We start from the raw sequence: 16,778 nt of genomic DNA, 5'->3' as shown, positions 1-16,778 counted from the left end.
AAAGCAGATCATAGGTGATCTGTTTTCCTATTTTGATATAGGTTCCCCTGCAATAGAATGAACTTTTACTTTCTCCGATTTCACAAACCATAGACCGACAAAAATGATAATTCCACCGATGATTTGTTGAAACGATACATATTCATTTGCCCAGACAGCTGCAAATAAAACCGCTACAAGCGGCGTTATATACATATATACCATCGTATGTGACGCCCCAATTTTTTGAACACCAACATACCACATTACTAGACCAAATACTGTTACAAAGAAAATAGAATATAGTAAAGCAAATAGTGTCATTTCGTGAGTAATGTGAAATGGCATGACAAACACATGTGGACCACTTAACAATAATAGCGGAATCGCACCCACTAATGCAGACCATGCTGTAACACGTAATGCTGAATATTTTTTAATTAATGGTCCTGCTAAAACAGGATAAAGCCCCCAGCATATTGATGTAATCAGTCCAATTCCATTGCCATAAAAAGAACTAGTAAGCGAATGTCCTGCTACTAAAACTAATGCTGCACCAACAAAGGCAGTCATAGAACCGATTAACTTTCGAGAAGAAAACTTTTCTTGTTTCAAGAAAATCGCAAATGCAGTTGTAAAAATAGGTGAAATAGAAATGAGTAAAGAGGCATTTGTAGCGGATGTATATTTGACAGTTTCCATAAATAACGTTTGATACAGTACAATACCTACAATGCTAACGATAATTAATCTAGGTATATCCTTTCGCTCCATATAAACCGACTTTTCAATAAAAAAGGTAAGGAGTAACAGAAGCGGTGCCGCCGCCATCATGCGAAGTGCAGTAAACTCAATTGCTGTAAATTCTAAAAGTCCATACTTCGCAATTGTATAGTTAATCCCCCAAATAATAACAACACTTAAAATTAACAACTCAATTCCCCATCTTCTCATGCGTATCCCCTCCGCAAAGAAAATTATACAGAAAATTCAATCACATGTACATTTCATTATGTGAAAAAATCTTTTTACTATTGAAACGTTTTGGTAAATGAAATTATATCGGCGATTTTCTGAATATATCGGCGCAACTCCATTTATATCGGCGATTTCCCAAATATATCAGCGCAACTCCATTTATATCAGCGATTTTTTCAATATATCGACTTATCAACAAAAATCGACAATAATAGCGACTTATAAAATAAAAAAGGTGATTCCAAAATACATTTTGGAATCACCTTTCCTTTACTATATTCGAACGTGTAACTTCATATTTGGATTATAAAACTGGCTCGGGCTCTTTAACTGAAAAGTTCCTCCACCTTCATGCCAATCAACAGTTAACTTATCATCCATAAATACAAGCTTTGTACGATCAGCGATAAAGTTCATTGTGCTTGATTCAATATCCACATCGCGCTCATCTTTCTCTGCTACAGCTACTAAATCGATAATTCCGCTCATAACACAACCGCAACCTTCATTATCGTAAAATAACTTTATATATTTCGCTTCACTTGGAATCGTATCCATAATCTTTTTATATGCTGCTTCTGTTACAGTAACGTACATACGTTAATCTTCATCCTCTCTTCTCTTATCATTCATATATTGTATCACCATTTTTCTCAAAAGTTATATACAGAAAATTAAGACTAATATACAATGTATGTGATAAAGTTTCAGCAATCGAGCTTTTATGAGTAGTTCATGCAGGAGAAAGGATGTTTACTATCCGTGTTCAAACTACAACGATATCCCATGTTATTAGGTCTATTTAGTAGTTTCTTCATTTCTAGCGGAATGCTATTACAGCATGTACTTCCCTATTCTCCTTCTATTAGCTGGATCCTAGGTTTTATTTGTTTCCTATCCGCTTCTTATTTTGCTACGAAGAATACAAACAACTCATAAAGCAAGAATCATCTTAAGGAGGATTATCAAACATGCCAGCCTTAAAAAAAATAGAGCAATCACTCGATCACTTATTCCAAATTGAAAAATACGGAAAAGATAGTGCCTTTAGTCGATTTATCCCAGCCGTATATGATCCTATCAAATTTCCTTGGCAACAATTTTTCGAAGCAAATTTTGTAGATTTATTTAACGGCCTTATGATGCACGGATCTGAAAATGTAAACAAAGTATTTTTAGCTGTATTCCCTACAGATGACGTTCTTGAAACATTCATTTCACAATCCACACCTGGTGATTTACTCTTTATGCACCATCCCCTTGTAATGGAGTGTGGTGATCCGCTTGGAAGATCCGGTCGCGGTTTCATACCAATTCCTGAAAAATATTTGCAAGGAATAAAAGAAAAACAACTTTCTATATATACATGTCACATACCAATGGATTTTCATCAAACGCATGGAACGAGTATTTCAATTGCAAAAGCATTAAACGCTACTGTAGTGGACGACTTTGCATATGGAGGTCCAGAACAAGAACCAATTGGCCTTATTTGTGAAATAGATGAAACATCAACAGAAGCACTCCAAAAACATCTAAAACAACTCTTCCAGATTCCTTACACAGACTTCGAAGGTAAACGACATGATTCCATTAAAAAAAATCGCAATTATCGCTGGGTGTGGCGATGTTGTATCTTTAATGAAGGAAGCAGAAGAAAAAGGTGCTGAAGCATATATTACAGGAGAAATCCACTGCCATATCGACAATGATTACGGCCGACATAAATACTCGCTCATTATGGATTATGTAAAAGAAACGAATATGTCTCTAATTGGTGTGTCACACTCTGCCTCTGAATATTTAGTGAAAGAGACATTGATGTATGATTGGTTTAAAGAAAATTTTGATGTGGATGTTATTTTGCTTCCGCAGGAGAAATGGTGGCTCTAACGCTATCATTTTTTAAATTTATATACACAATACAATCGACCACAGAAAAATAGAGAAATGTGAAAGCACCACCTGTACCAACGTAAATGCTTTCGTTGTGCCGGAAAACGAACCTACTGGTAGCACCGAGTTTACTGGTGCTACCAGTATTACAGCATGAATATATATTCTATTTTTCTAATCACTGACATATAGCAATTCATTTCATAAAAAAAAGACCCGAGATTCGGGTCAACAAATAGAAATATAAATGAACTACAACAAATAACAGACAAAGCCATTATATATTTTTCATAGTAAAACATCCATTATTTTCTTTTTACACTATCAATATATTATTTTTCGTTATCGTCCTCTTTTTTAGAACGTCTACCTAAGAAGAACACAAAAGCATTACTTCCAAATAAGTGATGTTTTTTCTATTTAATGCAGTGGTAACATAACCTCAACCGTTGTTCCAACCCCAACTTCACTTTCAAAACTCATTTTACCATTGTGGTCTTTAATAATTTTTTCTGTAACTACTAAACCTAGACCAGTTCCTGTTTCTTTCGTTGTATAAAAGGCTTCATTTAACTTTGGAATTTTATCTTTTGGAATACCACATCCCTCATCTTTCACTTGAACGATGATTCCATCTTTTACAGTAACTTTAATCGTAATTGTTCCCCCAACTGACATTGCTTCAATTGCATTTTTGATTAAATTAAAAAAGACCTGTTTTAATCGTTTTTCATCACATGTAATGGACGGTAAGTCTTTACTGTAAATACCTTGTATGTGGACTCCTTGTTTTAAAGCAGGCTTTTCCATAACTCGAATAACATAAGAGATAATTTCTTGTATGTTATGAGTTTCTGATTCTAGTGATTTAGATTTCTCAAATCCACTAAGTTCTGTAGCAATTATATGAATCCGATCTACTTCTTGTTTCATAATATCACTATAAATTTTATCCTCTGGATGCTTGTCGGCTTGTTTATTCACAAGTTTTTTTAAGTTTGCTAAAGGTCTTCTAATCTTATAACCAATAACCGTTGCCATTTTTCCAACAGCTGCTAGTTTTTCTGTTTGTTTTATTTCTTTGTCCATCATCTCAAGCGTACGAACGTAAGACTGAACCCTCAAAAATATAATCCAACATATAATAGTAAATACACTATATAATGCCATTGGGATTAAAACGAGAGAAGATTGAATAATGATTCCTGTAAGAGCGTACTTCCCGACAAGTATCGCTGGAACTAACCAGAAATATCTTTTGTTCACAAAGATTGGTGCGAACAAAATAAAAAATACTTCTACTATATTTCCACCGTCAAATTCCGCATCGCTACCATAATAAATCATAATGTTATGGATACAATCTAATACATTATAGCCAATTAGAATAATATACTTTACCACAAAAACATTCTTCCATTTCATAAAGTATATTCCACTGCAAAACAATACTACCGTCAAAAAGTAAAGCCATAAACCTAAACCATCTTCAAACTTTCCTACGCCTTCTTGCTCTCCCGCGATTAAAGGTACGATAAATTCATAGGCAAGATCATACACAAAAAATATAATAAAAAATAAACTTAAAAATACTTTCAATGCCTTTATTTCTTCATTTTTAAATATATAGCCTTTATTCATATGGTAACTCCTAGCTTTTCTTCCACTTGGATTTCAGTATTTCCACACTTCCTTGGGAGAATGATGTCTATTCTCGTTCCAGTATCTCTTTCACTTGAAATATGCAGCTCACCAAGGTGCTCGGCGACAATTCGATTCGCTACCGTAAGTCCCAGACCAATTTTATCTTGTTTCGTTGTATAAAAGGCTTCTGTAACACGGGTTAAGTTTTCTTGCTTAATACCATGACCATTATCGATTACGCTGATTATTACATATTCTTTCCCTTTATTCTCTAATTGCAAATGTAATATGCCACCTTGTTCCATTGCCTCTAAAGCATTTTTTATCGTATATAAAAAGACTCCTCTTATTTTTCGTTCATCACATTCAACTTCTATTGTTTTTTCTTCCACATTAGAAATAAACTGCACGTTTAATTCATTCATTTTTCCGCGAAGACTTGTTATTACTTGTAATACAATTTTTCCTACATCATGTTTCTTATAAATAGAAGGTTTGCATGTAGCAACTTCCATCAACTCACTTATCATATTATTCATATTTTCTATTTCAAAAATCATACGTTTATAAATAGGATCCTCTTCATGCTTCTCTCGTTGTAATTGCGTAAATCCTTTTAATGAAGCCAGTGGATTTTTAATTTCATGTCCAACAGTCGCTGCCATTTTTCCGATTACTGCTAATTTTTGTGATTCACTAGCAATCGCAATACTTTCCTTTACGGCTGAAAGATATTGTAAAAATCGATTTAAAATGATATATGCAACTATTAACATAAGTGTACACATAATAAGGAACATAAATGCTTTTATTTCCTCTAATACAAATAAATAAATTAAATATTTTCCTACAATAGAGGAAAGCAAAAACACATAAAATTTTTTATTTAAAAATATGGGTACAAAGAAAATGAGAATAATTTCTATTATATTTGTCGCATCAAACGCCGCCTTATTATAAAAAATATACGAAACTATATTAGCGATTTCTATCCCTATGTATGCAAATATCCATGCATATTTAACAAGGTTTGCCTTCTCTTTTTTCAGTAAATATATATTCACGCATAGTATTGCTACTCCGCAAATAACTTGCCATATTATGTTGTATCCCTTATCCATTATTGATTTATCTTCTAATACGATTGCATAGAAAATTTGATATACAATAACAATGACATATAACACCCATAAAAGGAGTTTTGCATTCCTTTCTTCTTCTTTATATGATAGAAAACTTTCTTTCACTTCAACACCCCTTCAAAATAACATCTCAAAGAATACCATTTATTATAATAAATGATTTTCATAGACAAACAAAGATAAATCGAACATTTGAGGAAAATCGTACCAAAAACGCAATATATTTAGACTATATACAGAGCATAAAATCTATGATCATTAATACGTATATTATGGAGGATGTTTTATATAGACGGCCTAAAAAGTAAAACAAAGCTTTTAGAATGGAGCCTATTGATAGAACAGGGGAGTTTTATGTTTGTTACTGTCGAGAAAGATGTGCATATTTTTGTGCAAGACGTTAATCCTGGTCCAGGTAGTAAGACTGTTTTCTTCGTTCACGGATGGCCTTTAAATCATCAAATGTATCAATATCAACTCAATGTTTTACCAGAGCATGGCTTTCGTTGTATCGTCATGGATATACGAGGGAATGGGCAATCTGATAAGCCATGGACTGGTTACACGTATGATCGATTAGCCGATGATATCGCAATTGTTCTAGAAGCACTCCAAGTAGAGAACGCTACATTAGTCGGTTTCTCAGTTGGTGGTGCTCTTTCTATTCGCTATATGTCTCGCTATCATGGGCGCCGCATTTCTAAGCTCGCATTAATTGACGCTGTCTCCCCCTCTTTCGTTAAAAATCAAGAGTCCCCTTACGGTGTACCGAAAGAACAAGCAGATGCTCTCATTAATCAAATGTATGCTAATTTACCAAAATTTTTAAATGACGTATCTTTATCCTTTTTCAATAGAAACTTAGGGGCTGCAACCCTTGAATGGTTTTCTTATCTCGGTATGCAGTCCGCTTCTTATGCCCTTATCAAAATTTTACAAGCAGCTGCAAATGAAGATGTAACGAAAGATTTAAATAAAATTAACGTCCCAACAAAAATCTTCCACGGCGTTCACGACCAACTAATTCCTTACAAAAGTGCTGAGCTTACGCAACAACGAATTAAAAATTCTCAGTTACATGCTCTTACAAATAGTGGTCATGGTTCACCAATCGATCAAGCGGATGAATTAAATAAAGAACTGATAAAATTTTTACATGCATAACAACTGCAATACAAGAACGAAAGTTAATATAATAGATTTTTTCACAAAACATAAAATTCACATATTTCTCACAAATACACAAATAAAACGATTACATTTTCATATATACTAAATGTACAGGTAATACTCCCTAAACCCAGCTTGTCTGGTTACCCCGTTAAATACTATGAAAAAAGAACTTGTATCGTTATACAAGTTCTTTTTGTTTCTTTTATTTAAAGAGGATATCTGTACTATATTGATTTCCAACGAGTAAATCATATTGGAGCATTTTATATTGCTCTAACATTTCTTTTTGTTTCTTTGTTAAATCATTGATTACTTCTCCATTTTTATCAACTTTTAATTCATCTCTAAGCACTGGTATTTCCTTGTAAAGTTCCGATAAAAATTGATAAAATAAGGATTTATTTAATCCTGCATAATCAAAAATAAGATTAGAAAAATGAATTGGGCTTACTAAACCTAAATTATCATTTGGCATATCAAAGTTTGCATACATTAATAGCGGCGTTTGCGCCATCGCTAAACGTTCACTCGGTGTTTTTTCATTCGTTATATACCCGTTTTCTTTATAAAAAGATTTATTTGTTCCTAGTGATGGAAGATGATCTCCAAAGAATACTAATAATGTAGGTCTATCTAAATTATCTAGTTGCTCTATTAAATATTGAAGTGCCTCATCTGAACGTCTTAACCCTTCTGTATACGTCTCTAATTCTCCCTTTGATTCTTCATTTTCTAGCCCGCTAATTTCTATTAGGTTTTCACCAAATCGGCCCTCTGTAAATGGAAAATGATTTTGCATCGTAACTGCATGAATAAATGTAGGCTGTTTTTGTTCCTCTAACTCAGCAATTATCTCTTTACTCATCGCTAAATCACTAATATAATCTCCATCAATATCCACATTTTTCATCGTGTCCTCTGCATTAAACTTATCAAATCCTAACACCTTATATACATCATCACGTTTAAAGAATGTGCGACCAAATGAATGAATTGCACTTGTGTAATACCCTTCTTTTTTCAACGCCGTAGGGATTGATGGAATTTCTTTCTTATTTGTAATAACCTGCTGATATGGTATAGAACCTGGCTTTAACAAACTCATTGAATAACTTGTTAATGCCTCAAATTCAACGTTCGCTGTATTTCCCCCAAATGTAGGAGAAATAGTTTGTCCCCCAGGAAAGTTTTCTATATAATGATGCAAATTTGGTACAGGATCTTCACTAAAAGAAAGGTTGGTTACTTTCGTCGGATCCCAAAACGATTCACTCATTACAAAAATAATATTCGGTTTCTCTTTTTTCTTTTGATTCCCTATATTTCCACTATATTGTTTTTTTATATCGTTTGCTATTTGAAGCATATTTTCTTTAGAATAATTTTTTGGTTTTTCCATAACTGTTGTATCTAAATTGCTAATAAACCCCAGTACAAAACCATTTGAAGCATAGTTCTCATTTTGATTCCACAAAACAAAATCTACACCTGATTTTTGAAATACTTTATTCATAAATGTATTCGCAAAATTACCGTACGCATATAGAACAAAAATAGATCCTACTACTAATAAGGCTCTTATTCCTAGATGAATCTTTACATTTTGAATATACCTTCTCATATATATCCCTGCTACAATACAAGCTACGATACTTACGATAATGACAAAAATATAACTCCAACTAAAATAGTCCATCACCATCGGTATAACAGATTGCATATGCGTAATTTGTGTGAAATCAGAAGGATATAACGGATCACCTCTGAAAATAAGCTTCAAATAATTCACAATACATAAAATGACTAACGTACAGCTCGTTAAAACCATACTTAGAAAAACCTTACCTATTAAATTATATACAAGAATATATATTGCATAAATTACTACAAAACTTAATATAAACTGCATATTATAAAAGTAAATCCAATTCATTGCCTCTATGAAACTCATATTAACTTGCATGACAATATAAAATAACGCTACTGTATGAGCTAATAAAAGTAATATAAAATGCACTCGCAGGGATGCTCTAAGTATAGACATCTCTTTTTTATTGAAATGCGTAATATAAAACGTTATGCCCCATATGAAAATCATCATAACACTTAAAACAAGCTTTTGATTTAAATGATCTTTCATCATGTCTAAATTAAAAACCTTTAAAATCATAAACAGCATAGTTATTACTAATAAAGTCACCATACTACTTATAATGCTAGAAATTAATATATTTCTTTTTGGAAGATGAAAAAGTGTAGAACCATACTTCAATTCATTCCCTCGTTTCTATGTCTTAATTTCCCCCGCATCGAAAGAACTATTTCTATTAAAATAACATATATTACATATTTCGTCTGCATACTTGCTTCTACCATAAATGTATTGTCTTAATATTCCCTTAATCAACAGTTAAATTGTGGTATACAAATTACTCATTCTTGAAAAACTTAATTTCAGCATTCCACTTTATGATATAATAACTATGTTTTGGAAATCCTTAATACTATTAAAGATTTCACATAAAAATACGAAAGAATTAATAAAAAAGGAGTTGCTCATTTTTGCTTACTAAGTTTAAGAGTTTGCCTAAAGCGGTATATGCAATTTTGGCGCTTTCTTTCCTGTTGCACGTTTTTTGTTTAGTAAAACAGCCAGGATTAGATGGAGAGTTAGTCAAAGTAACATATGGTGCAAATGATGCCTTTAACTATTCGTTAACAGCTGAACAACTATTAAAACATGGTGTATTTGGTTATGTGTATTTAGAACCTAGTGAAGTTCCAGGGAAAAATGCATATATTACACCAGGTCAGCCATTACTATTAGCTGGCGCTATGATTATTTCTGATATTACATCAATTCCTTACTATTACGTAGCAACTGTTATTAACATGATCATGAACCTTTGCACAGTGCTATTAGTATTCTTAATAGGAAAAGAATTGTTCGAAAAAAACATTTATGGAATTGTTGCAAGTATTTTATATGCTATTTATCCAAGTAACTATACATACTTCCGTACATTGCTAACAGAAGTTCCATCCATATTCTTATTGGCGTTATGTGTATATGTATTTGTTCTCGCATGGAAATACAATAAAGTGAAATTCCATATATGGTTTGGAATTGTCGTTTCAATTTTACTTATGTTCCGTCCAAATCCAGCTCCAATGATGCTCATTCCTGTTCTTGTTGTGTTATTTACATATGGATTTAAAGAATCCATTCGAATCGGATTGTTATGGTTTATCGGACCTTTCTTTATTATTGGCGCATGGGTTGTTCGTAACTACTTAGCACTCAACCAATTTATTTTATTCTCAACCCAAGGTGCAGATCCACTAATTGCCGGTGCAGATCCATTTAATAAAATTGGATATGAAAATATAGTAAATGAAATGAGAGCTAAAGGCTTAGATGACAAAGGTGCATACGCAAAAGAATTAATTAAGAACGGATTTAAAACGGACTTCACTTATTGGTTCTCTTGGTTCACTGTCGGTAAAACAATTGAATTATTCAAAACAGCTCCTGCTGTAGACCAATATCGTATTCACAACTTTATGCAACTATGTCATAGAGTGTTTATCATCGGTACATTCTTGAGCAGCTTCTGCTTCATGCTAAATTCATTTAAACATAAACGCGTTATGATGCTAGTAGCAAGTTCAATTATTTACATTATCTTCTCAAACTTATTCTTAGCAATTAATCGCTATGGATTTTTCATTAATCCTCTTATGTGCTTAATTCTTGCATACGGATTAATTCACATTGTGCAGAAGCTTCCATTCTTCCGCACTAATCAAGCATAATAAGAAAGAGGTCGTCCACCGTTGGACGACCTCTTTCTTATTCCCCCACACTTTACACACGGCCAATTTGTCCATTCTGTAATCACACTTTAATTCCGTATGTATGTGTGTCTGTATTTGTCAAAATATCTTTCACAACACCACTCACTGTTTTACGTATAAATGCAAGTTTTTTACAACTATTACTATAACGAAAAGAGAAAATGATTAGTATGTGTATTATATAAAAGGAAGCAGCCATATTTTCCATACGATACATACGAGCACTATAACTACAAAATCAAAAAAATCTAATCTCGGTCCTTTTTTCATATTCATATGTAGCCACATATGAAACCATTTTATTTTTGTATATTTATGGATGTTTTTCTTTGCAAATCGGTAAATAAGCATTTGCATAATAAAAAATCCGGCCACAAAAATAAATAATAAGATGAGAAATCCAATCACAAAATTCCTCCTATTTTTGTAGCGTTTTTTCTACTATCCGATTTTTCAAAACCCACTCTTCAAACTGGGCACTTCCAAATTCCCAACTAAGATCGCGAGCATGTACAGAAAAAACGTAATAACCGGCATATTCGTCCATAAACCTACCTAACTCTACATCGTCTTTCTGAATACCGTATACTCCAAAATTAAAATACACATCCCATACGTCTTCATTCTTCCTCTTATAAGCGATCGATTCCATATCACATTCTGTCCCGAAATAATCAAGATGTAAATGTACGCTATCATCGTATTCGTACTCCATTTTATCACCCCTTATATTTGTACTTCTTTACCACCCAAAAAATTCCTGCTATCTACACTCACATATGGGCACTTACCTACATATCATGCTTGTAGAGTGACTTCTAGGAGGTGTTATATAGTGAAAAAATTAATCGCGATTTTTTGCATCATGTTACTAGCTGTTTTTACTTTTGCTGCTTGTAGTAGTAAAAAAGAAAGTACGAAAGAACAAACTCAAAACATTCGCGTTGGCGAAGTTACCCATTCTCTCTTCTATGCCCCATTATATGTCGGGATTGAAAAAGGATTTTTTAAAGATGAAGGACTAAATATTGACCTACAAACAACAGCTGGTGGCGATAAAACGATGACCGCCCTATTATCTGGCGGAATTGATATTGCTCTCGTCGGTTCTGAAACGTCTATTTACGTTCATCAACAAGGAGCGAAAGACCCTGTCATTAACTTTGCACAGCTTACACAAACAGATGGGACATTTTTAGTTTCACGTAAAAAACTAGACTCTTTTAATTGGAATGACGTAAAAGGTGTTACATTTTTAGGACAGCGTAAAGGCGGCATGCCGCAAATGGTTGGGGAATACGTTTTAAAGAAAAATGGCATTGATCCTCGGAAAGATACGAACTTAATTCAAAATATCGAATTTGCTAATATTGCAAATGCCTTTGCATCTGGTACAGGAGAGTTTGTGCAGCTCTTTGAACCGACTGCAAGCATATTCGAAAAAGAAGGTAAAGGTTATATCGTCGCTTCATTCGGAAATGAATTTGGTACTGTTCCTTATACAACGTTCATGGCAAAAGAAAGTTTCTTAAAGAAAGATAAAGCTGCTGCTGAAAAGTTCACACGTGCGCTCTATAAAGCACAGCAATGGGTTGATACACATAGTCCAGAAGAGATTGCTGATGCTGTTTCTCCGCTATTTAAAGACACTTCGAAAGACATTACAGTAAAAGTAATTGAACGGTATAAAAAACAACATTCTTATGCGACAAATCCACTACTAGATGCGGAAGAATGGAAACAGCTCCAAACGATTATGAAAGATGCTGGTGAATTACAAAAAGAAGTCCCACATGAAGCGCTCGTCAATACAAAAATTGCCGAAAGCGTTATTAAGAAATAGAGGCGAAGTGTATGAGTTTTTTACAAATACGTAACGTTTCTCACTGTTTTTTCGCAAAAGAGAATGCCAAACTTATTCTCGAAGATATGAGCTTACAAGTGGAAGAAGGCGAATTTATTTCTATACTCGGCCCAAGTGGTTGCGGTAAAACAACGCTCCTCTCAATCATTGCTGGACTACTTGATCCAATTGATGGTATCGTCTTTTTAGATGGTGAACCAATTACAACGAAAACTTCATCTATGGGATATATGTTGCAGCAAGATTACTTATTCCCGTGGAAAACAATTGAAGAAAATATTATGCTTGGACTTCATATTCGAAAGATTTATGATGAACAGATGAAAGAACATACTTTAAATCTTTTAAAACAAGTCGGTCTACATGGGGTAGAAGGACAATATCCTCGTGAACTATCCGGCGGTATGCGTCAACGTGCTGCTCTCGTTCGAACGTTAGCAACTGATCCGAAAATTTTATTACTAGATGAACCATTCTCCGCACTCGATTATCAAACGAAATTAAAACTAGAAGAACTCGTTTTCAACTTACTAAATAAATATAAGAAAACATCACTACTTGTTACTCACGATATTGAAGAGGCGATTGCGATGAGTGATCGTATTTATTTACTGCAAGCGAATCCTGGAAAAATCGCAAAAACCTTTATCGTCCCGGAAAGTATCCGTTCTTTATCACCGTTAGAAGCACGCCATCACTACGATTTCCCAGCCCTCTTTCAAGATATATGGAAGGAGCTGGAACGACTTGGATAATATAAAACAACTACATGAACAATTTCGAAAGAAAGAACGCAGGCGTGCTTGGATTGCTCGCTCATTACAGCTTTTACTACTTATTCTTTTCTTTGCACTATGGGAAATAGCTAGCAAAAAAGAATGGATCGATCCTTTACTCTTTAGTTCTCCTTCGAGTATTTGGGATCTCTTCTTAACGAAATGGATCGACGGTTCACTTTGGGTCCACATATGGACGACATTGCTGGAAACAGGAGTAGGCTTCATTCTCGGAACGGTACTCGGTGCTATTATTGCCACATTTCTTTGGTGGATGCCACTTCTAGCCCGCGTACTTGATCCTTACCTCGTCGTCCTAAATGCAATGCCAAAAGTTGCACTCGGTCCAATCATCATCGTTATTTTCGGTCCAAACATTTCATCTTCTATCGCAATGGGAGTAATCATTTCCATCATCATTACCATTCTCGTTATTTACAGTGCATTTCAAGAAGTCGATTCTAACTATATAAAAGTGATGGACACATTTGGCGCAAATAAATGGCAATGTTATAAGCAAGTCGTTCTCCCTGCATCCTTTCCAGCAATTATCTCAACGTTAAAAGTAAATGTTGGTTTATCCTGGGTCGGTGTTATTTTCGGAGAACTTCTCGTTTCCAAACAAGGACTTGGCTACTTAATTAGCTACGGATTCCAAGTCTTTAACTTCACACTCGTCTTACTTAGCGTACTACTCACATGTGTTCTTGCAACTCTTATGTATGTATTTGTTGAGGCATTTGAAAAAATTCTAATTGGAAAAAGAAAAAGAAGCTGACTCAAAACAGTGCGCTATAGTCAGCTTCTTTCTTTTACCTTTTATCACACATTTTCGTTTCATTTGTAATGTTTCCATCCGCAACCGTAACTGTATGGAAACAGTCTTTCACACGTACTGTAACGACATTATCTTTTCGATCTATCACATGATAATCATTAAACTTTTCATTCAAAGCACTACGAATTTGCTCCCCTTCAAAAATCGGAAAACCGTGAGACATTACCCAAATGAGACCAGCAACAGCAAGAATCGTTTTCATACGTTTCATTACCTCCTCGAGAGTAAACTTATAGTCCCTACAACACGCGCATTATAATTGTGTCTAAATTGTGACATTTTTATACTAATTCTATTTTATACCGCAAGTTCCTTCTTCTTTTTAATAAAAATACAGAATTTTCAATTTTATCAACATAAAAAAACGCAAAGAATTAAAAATTCTTCACGCTTTTCTTTAACGAAACTATATCGAAAGCATAACTCACATTAGTCTCCACTTTGTTGTTCTATCGTTTTTGAAACATCATATAATCCCGACAGCACTTCCGCTCTCATTTTTACAAGCTCAGGGAACTGATAGAAGAAAGCAATTTTTTTATATTTTAACTCTGTTCCTTCTTTCACCTTTTTTGAATCTTGTAAAATGAACGCTGTAAATGTATCTGCGATATCCTCCGTTACATTTGTTGTTCCATACAGCGATACAAAATCATCATGCTTTTCTTTATAAAATTCAATTTGTGCCTCTTCACTTTCTTCTACTTTCTTTTCTGTCCACTCTTGCTCAATTGGTTTCCAAAATTCATTATAAAATTGGTTAATATACGAAGTTTTTCTCGCACATCCATTTTTCAAGAACACCGTTTTACATTTATTTCGATATGATGAAATGTCTTTCTCTTCATCAAACGCCTCTAAATATTTCCTATCCACTGGTACTTGTTTATGCCCAATCGTTAATACGTGAGCCGTTTCATGAATTAATGTTTTCATCACTTCATCTATATTCATCCCAGAATCGAGCACGTCTAAACTAAGCAACCAATCTCTCGGGTCATCCATACTTGGCATGACATGGGCAACAACGCCGTCATAACCATCCGTTATTAAATCCAACCCTGTTATATTCTCACGATATTTCACTGGAATGAGAGTGCGATACATGTCCCATAACGTTTCATGATACTCTCTATCTTGCCGCTGGCTTAACAAATCATCTTTTGCTACTTTGTCATCTGCAAAAACTTTATTCAATCTCTTACGATCCAATTTCTCAAAATAAGGATCTACAATTTCATCATCATCGATATAATAAGAAGCTAAAAAGAAGTAATTGTCATCCTCTTCTTTTTTCTGTTCCGCCTCTTTCATATTCATACTTTCATACTCTTCTATGTCATAATCCTCTACTTTTTCAAGTTCTGAAAGTCCCTCTATCTTTTTATATACTTTTTGTAATGTTTTATCTCCTATTTGCGTACACTCTTCTTCTGTTTTACAAATTTCTTTTTCTTTCGTAACCTCGATAGCACTCTCGCATCCTGTAACTAAACTGCTTGCTATAATACAACACACTAACTTGCCATACAGTTCCTTCATACAATCCCCCATTATTCCATTCTACAAAATATCATAATCATTTTTTTACGAATATGCGATAATTAATTATAAAAACTGCAAGGAGGCTTCCCATGATTCGTGCAATCTTATTCGACTTAGATGGAACACTATTAGATCGGCGCCAATCTTTAGAACAATTTATTTGTGAGCAATATAATCGCTTCGCCTCACATTTGAAGAGCATAGAGAAATCAAAGTATTGTTCTCGATTTCTTGAACTCGATAATAATGGCTATACGTGGAAGGATAAAGTATATGCTACTCTCCTTTCCGAATACAACATTACTACTTTAACGCAAGAACAACTACTACACGACTATATTACAAACTTCCAACATCATTGTATTCCTTTCAAAAACACGCATGAACTACTTCAACAGTTAAAACAGCGAAACATTAAAATTGGTATTATTACAAATGGTTTTACTGAATTTCAGATGAGCAACCTTCGAGCACTACATATACATACGTATACAAACACCATTCTCGTTTCAGAAGCTGAAGGAATTAAAAAACCTCATCCTGAAATTTTCGAACGTGCTTTGCAAAGACTAGATGTGAAGGCAGAAGAATGTCTTTATGTTGGAGATCATCCAGAAAACGATGTGCTTGGTTCTGAACAAGTAGGGATTCTTGGTGTTTGGAAAAAAGATTCGTTTTGGGGGAATTTTAAGCATTCACGTATCGTAGATGATTTGTTGGAGGTGCTTTCGTTTTTAGAGGTGGAGGTATCAACACAATAATAACAAATAAATTATATCAGCGATTTTCACAATATATCAATTCACCAACCAAAAGTAACAATAATAAGAGGAGGCGTTTGGTCATCTCCCTGTCAAGTAGACAGTAATAAAAAGAGTATTATGCCACGGCCTTTTCCCGATATTCTATCGGGGAAAGGCCGTGAAGTTTTTCTTGGAATCTTTCTGTATTATAAAACTGAATATATTCTTGAATTGCTCGGTAGGCCATTTCATATGTTTTTGGGCACACTAAATACAACTTCTCTGTTTTTAAATGTGAGAAGAATGATTCGATACACGCATTATCAAAACAGTTTCCACGTC

The 16,778-nt window shown here is 34.0% G+C and carries 16 protein-coding genes and 2 pseudogenes; 7 read left to right on the top strand and 11 right to left on the bottom strand.

The features are described from left to right. Positions 1-27: 27 nt before the first annotated feature. Together D1166_RS01975 and D1166_RS01970 are read right to left on the bottom strand one after the other, a co-directional pair. Positions 28-933, bottom strand: coding sequence for a DMT family transporter (locus D1166_RS01975; RefSeq protein ID WP_001255413.1), 906 nt, complete (start codon positions 931-933; stop codon positions 28-30). Between the two features lie 297 nt (positions 934-1,230). Next, positions 1,231-1,554, bottom strand: coding sequence for an iron-sulfur cluster biosynthesis family protein (locus D1166_RS01970; protein WP_000289569.1), 324 nt, complete (start codon positions 1,552-1,554; stop codon positions 1,231-1,233). A 374-nt stretch (positions 1,555-1,928) separates the two neighbouring features. Between D1166_RS01970 and D1166_RS01965 the strand changes: the two are divergent. Beyond that, positions 1,929-2,850 (top strand): annotated as a pseudogene (locus D1166_RS01965) (Nif3-like dinuclear metal center hexameric protein). A 423-nt stretch (positions 2,851-3,273) separates the two neighbouring features. Here D1166_RS01965 and D1166_RS01960 read toward each other — a convergent pair. Together D1166_RS01960 and D1166_RS01955 are read right to left on the bottom strand one after the other, a co-directional pair. After that, entirely contained in the window at positions 3,274-4,494 is a 1,221-nt protein-coding gene (locus D1166_RS01960) for an ATP-binding protein (RefSeq protein ID WP_001032637.1), read from the bottom strand. After that, the gene (locus D1166_RS01955; protein ID WP_061654617.1) at positions 4,491-5,744 is read right to left on the bottom strand and encodes an ATP-binding protein; all 1,254 of its coding nucleotides are present in this window, start codon (positions 5,742-5,744) and stop codon (positions 4,491-4,493) included. Before D1166_RS01955 ends, D1166_RS01960 begins: the two co-directional genes overlap by 4 nt. A 249-nt stretch (positions 5,745-5,993) precedes the next feature. On the opposite strand from D1166_RS01955, the gene D1166_RS01945 reads away from it, so the two are divergent. Beyond that, positions 5,994-6,803, top strand: a complete 810-nt coding sequence (locus tag D1166_RS01945; RefSeq protein WP_097861983.1) for an alpha/beta fold hydrolase — start codon at positions 5,994-5,996, stop codon at positions 6,801-6,803. A gap of 211 nt (positions 6,804-7,014) precedes the next feature. On the opposite strand, the gene D1166_RS01940 is transcribed toward D1166_RS01945, so the two are convergent. Next, on the bottom strand, positions 7,015-9,084 hold the full coding sequence (locus D1166_RS01940) for an LTA synthase family protein (protein ID WP_061654618.1): 2,070 nt from the start codon (positions 9,082-9,084) through the stop codon (positions 7,015-7,017). Between the two features lie 290 nt (positions 9,085-9,374). On the opposite strand from D1166_RS01940, the gene D1166_RS01935 reads away from it, so the two are divergent. Next, positions 9,375-10,628, top strand: a complete 1,254-nt coding sequence (locus D1166_RS01935; RefSeq protein ID WP_000956220.1) for a glycosyltransferase family 39 protein — start codon at positions 9,375-9,377, stop codon at positions 10,626-10,628. A gap of 82 nt (positions 10,629-10,710) precedes the next feature. Here the strand turns inward: D1166_RS01935 and D1166_RS31665 are convergent. The 3 genes and pseudogenes from D1166_RS31665 to D1166_RS01920 all read right to left on the bottom strand — a co-directional run. Continuing rightward, a pseudogene (locus D1166_RS31665) lies at positions 10,711-10,782 on the bottom strand (DUF2196 domain-containing protein); the annotation flags it as partial. 65 nt (positions 10,783-10,847) lie between these two features. After that, positions 10,848-11,078, bottom strand: coding sequence for a hypothetical protein (locus D1166_RS01925; RefSeq protein WP_000578981.1), 231 nt, complete (start codon positions 11,076-11,078; stop codon positions 10,848-10,850). A gap of 10 nt (positions 11,079-11,088) precedes the next feature. Next, positions 11,089-11,385 (bottom strand): DUF3986 family protein, encoded by a 297-nt coding sequence (locus tag D1166_RS01920; protein WP_000455580.1) that lies wholly within the window; start codon positions 11,383-11,385, stop codon positions 11,089-11,091. A gap of 120 nt (positions 11,386-11,505) precedes the next feature. Here D1166_RS01920 and D1166_RS01915 point away from each other — a divergent pair, with 120 nt between their 5' ends. The 3 genes from D1166_RS01915 to D1166_RS01905 are packed head-to-tail and all read left to right on the top strand — an operon-like array spanning position 11,506 to position 14,088. Then, positions 11,506-12,513 (top strand): ABC transporter substrate-binding protein, encoded by a 1,008-nt coding sequence (locus D1166_RS01915; RefSeq protein ID WP_118043237.1) that lies wholly within the window; start codon positions 11,506-11,508, stop codon positions 12,511-12,513. An 11-nt stretch (positions 12,514-12,524) separates the two neighbouring features. Next, the gene (locus tag D1166_RS01910) at positions 12,525-13,289 is read left to right on the top strand and encodes an ABC transporter ATP-binding protein (RefSeq protein WP_000009025.1); all 765 of its coding nucleotides are present in this window, start codon (positions 12,525-12,527) and stop codon (positions 13,287-13,289) included. Beyond that, positions 13,282-14,088: an ABC transporter permease gene (locus D1166_RS01905; RefSeq protein ID WP_000368771.1), complete on the top strand. Its 807-nt coding sequence runs from the start codon at positions 13,282-13,284 to the stop codon at positions 14,086-14,088. The genes D1166_RS01910 and D1166_RS01905 overlap by 8 nt, the downstream gene beginning before the upstream one ends. 34 nt (positions 14,089-14,122) lie before the next feature. Here the strand turns inward: D1166_RS01905 and D1166_RS01900 are convergent, their stop codons facing one another. Next, positions 14,123-14,350 carry a hypothetical protein gene (locus tag D1166_RS01900; RefSeq protein ID WP_000849112.1) on the bottom strand — a complete coding sequence of 76 codons (228 nt, stop codon included), beginning with the start codon at positions 14,348-14,350 and terminating at the stop codon, positions 14,123-14,125. Between the two features lie 227 nt (positions 14,351-14,577). After that, positions 14,578-15,690, bottom strand: a complete 1,113-nt coding sequence (locus D1166_RS01895) for a recombinase family protein (RefSeq protein WP_118043236.1) — start codon at positions 15,688-15,690, stop codon at positions 14,578-14,580. A 92-nt stretch (positions 15,691-15,782) separates the two neighbouring features. On the opposite strand from D1166_RS01895, the gene D1166_RS01890 reads away from it, so the two are divergent. Then, entirely contained in the window at positions 15,783-16,454 is a 672-nt protein-coding gene (locus tag D1166_RS01890; protein ID WP_000617256.1) for an HAD family hydrolase, read from the top strand. A 118-nt stretch (positions 16,455-16,572) separates the two neighbouring features. On the opposite strand, the gene D1166_RS01885 is transcribed toward D1166_RS01890, so the two are convergent. Beyond that, positions 16,573-16,778, bottom strand: a 206-nt coding sequence (locus D1166_RS01885; RefSeq protein ID WP_141195368.1) for an IS3 family transposase, incomplete at its 5' end; no start/stop codon positions are given.

This window comes from Bacillus sp. ISO11 (assembly GCF_003458115.1).
Classification (GTDB): Bacteria; Bacillota; Bacilli; order Bacillales; family Bacillaceae_G; genus Bacillus_A; species Bacillus_A cereus.
This window is presented reverse-complemented; position numbering and strand designations above follow the sequence as displayed.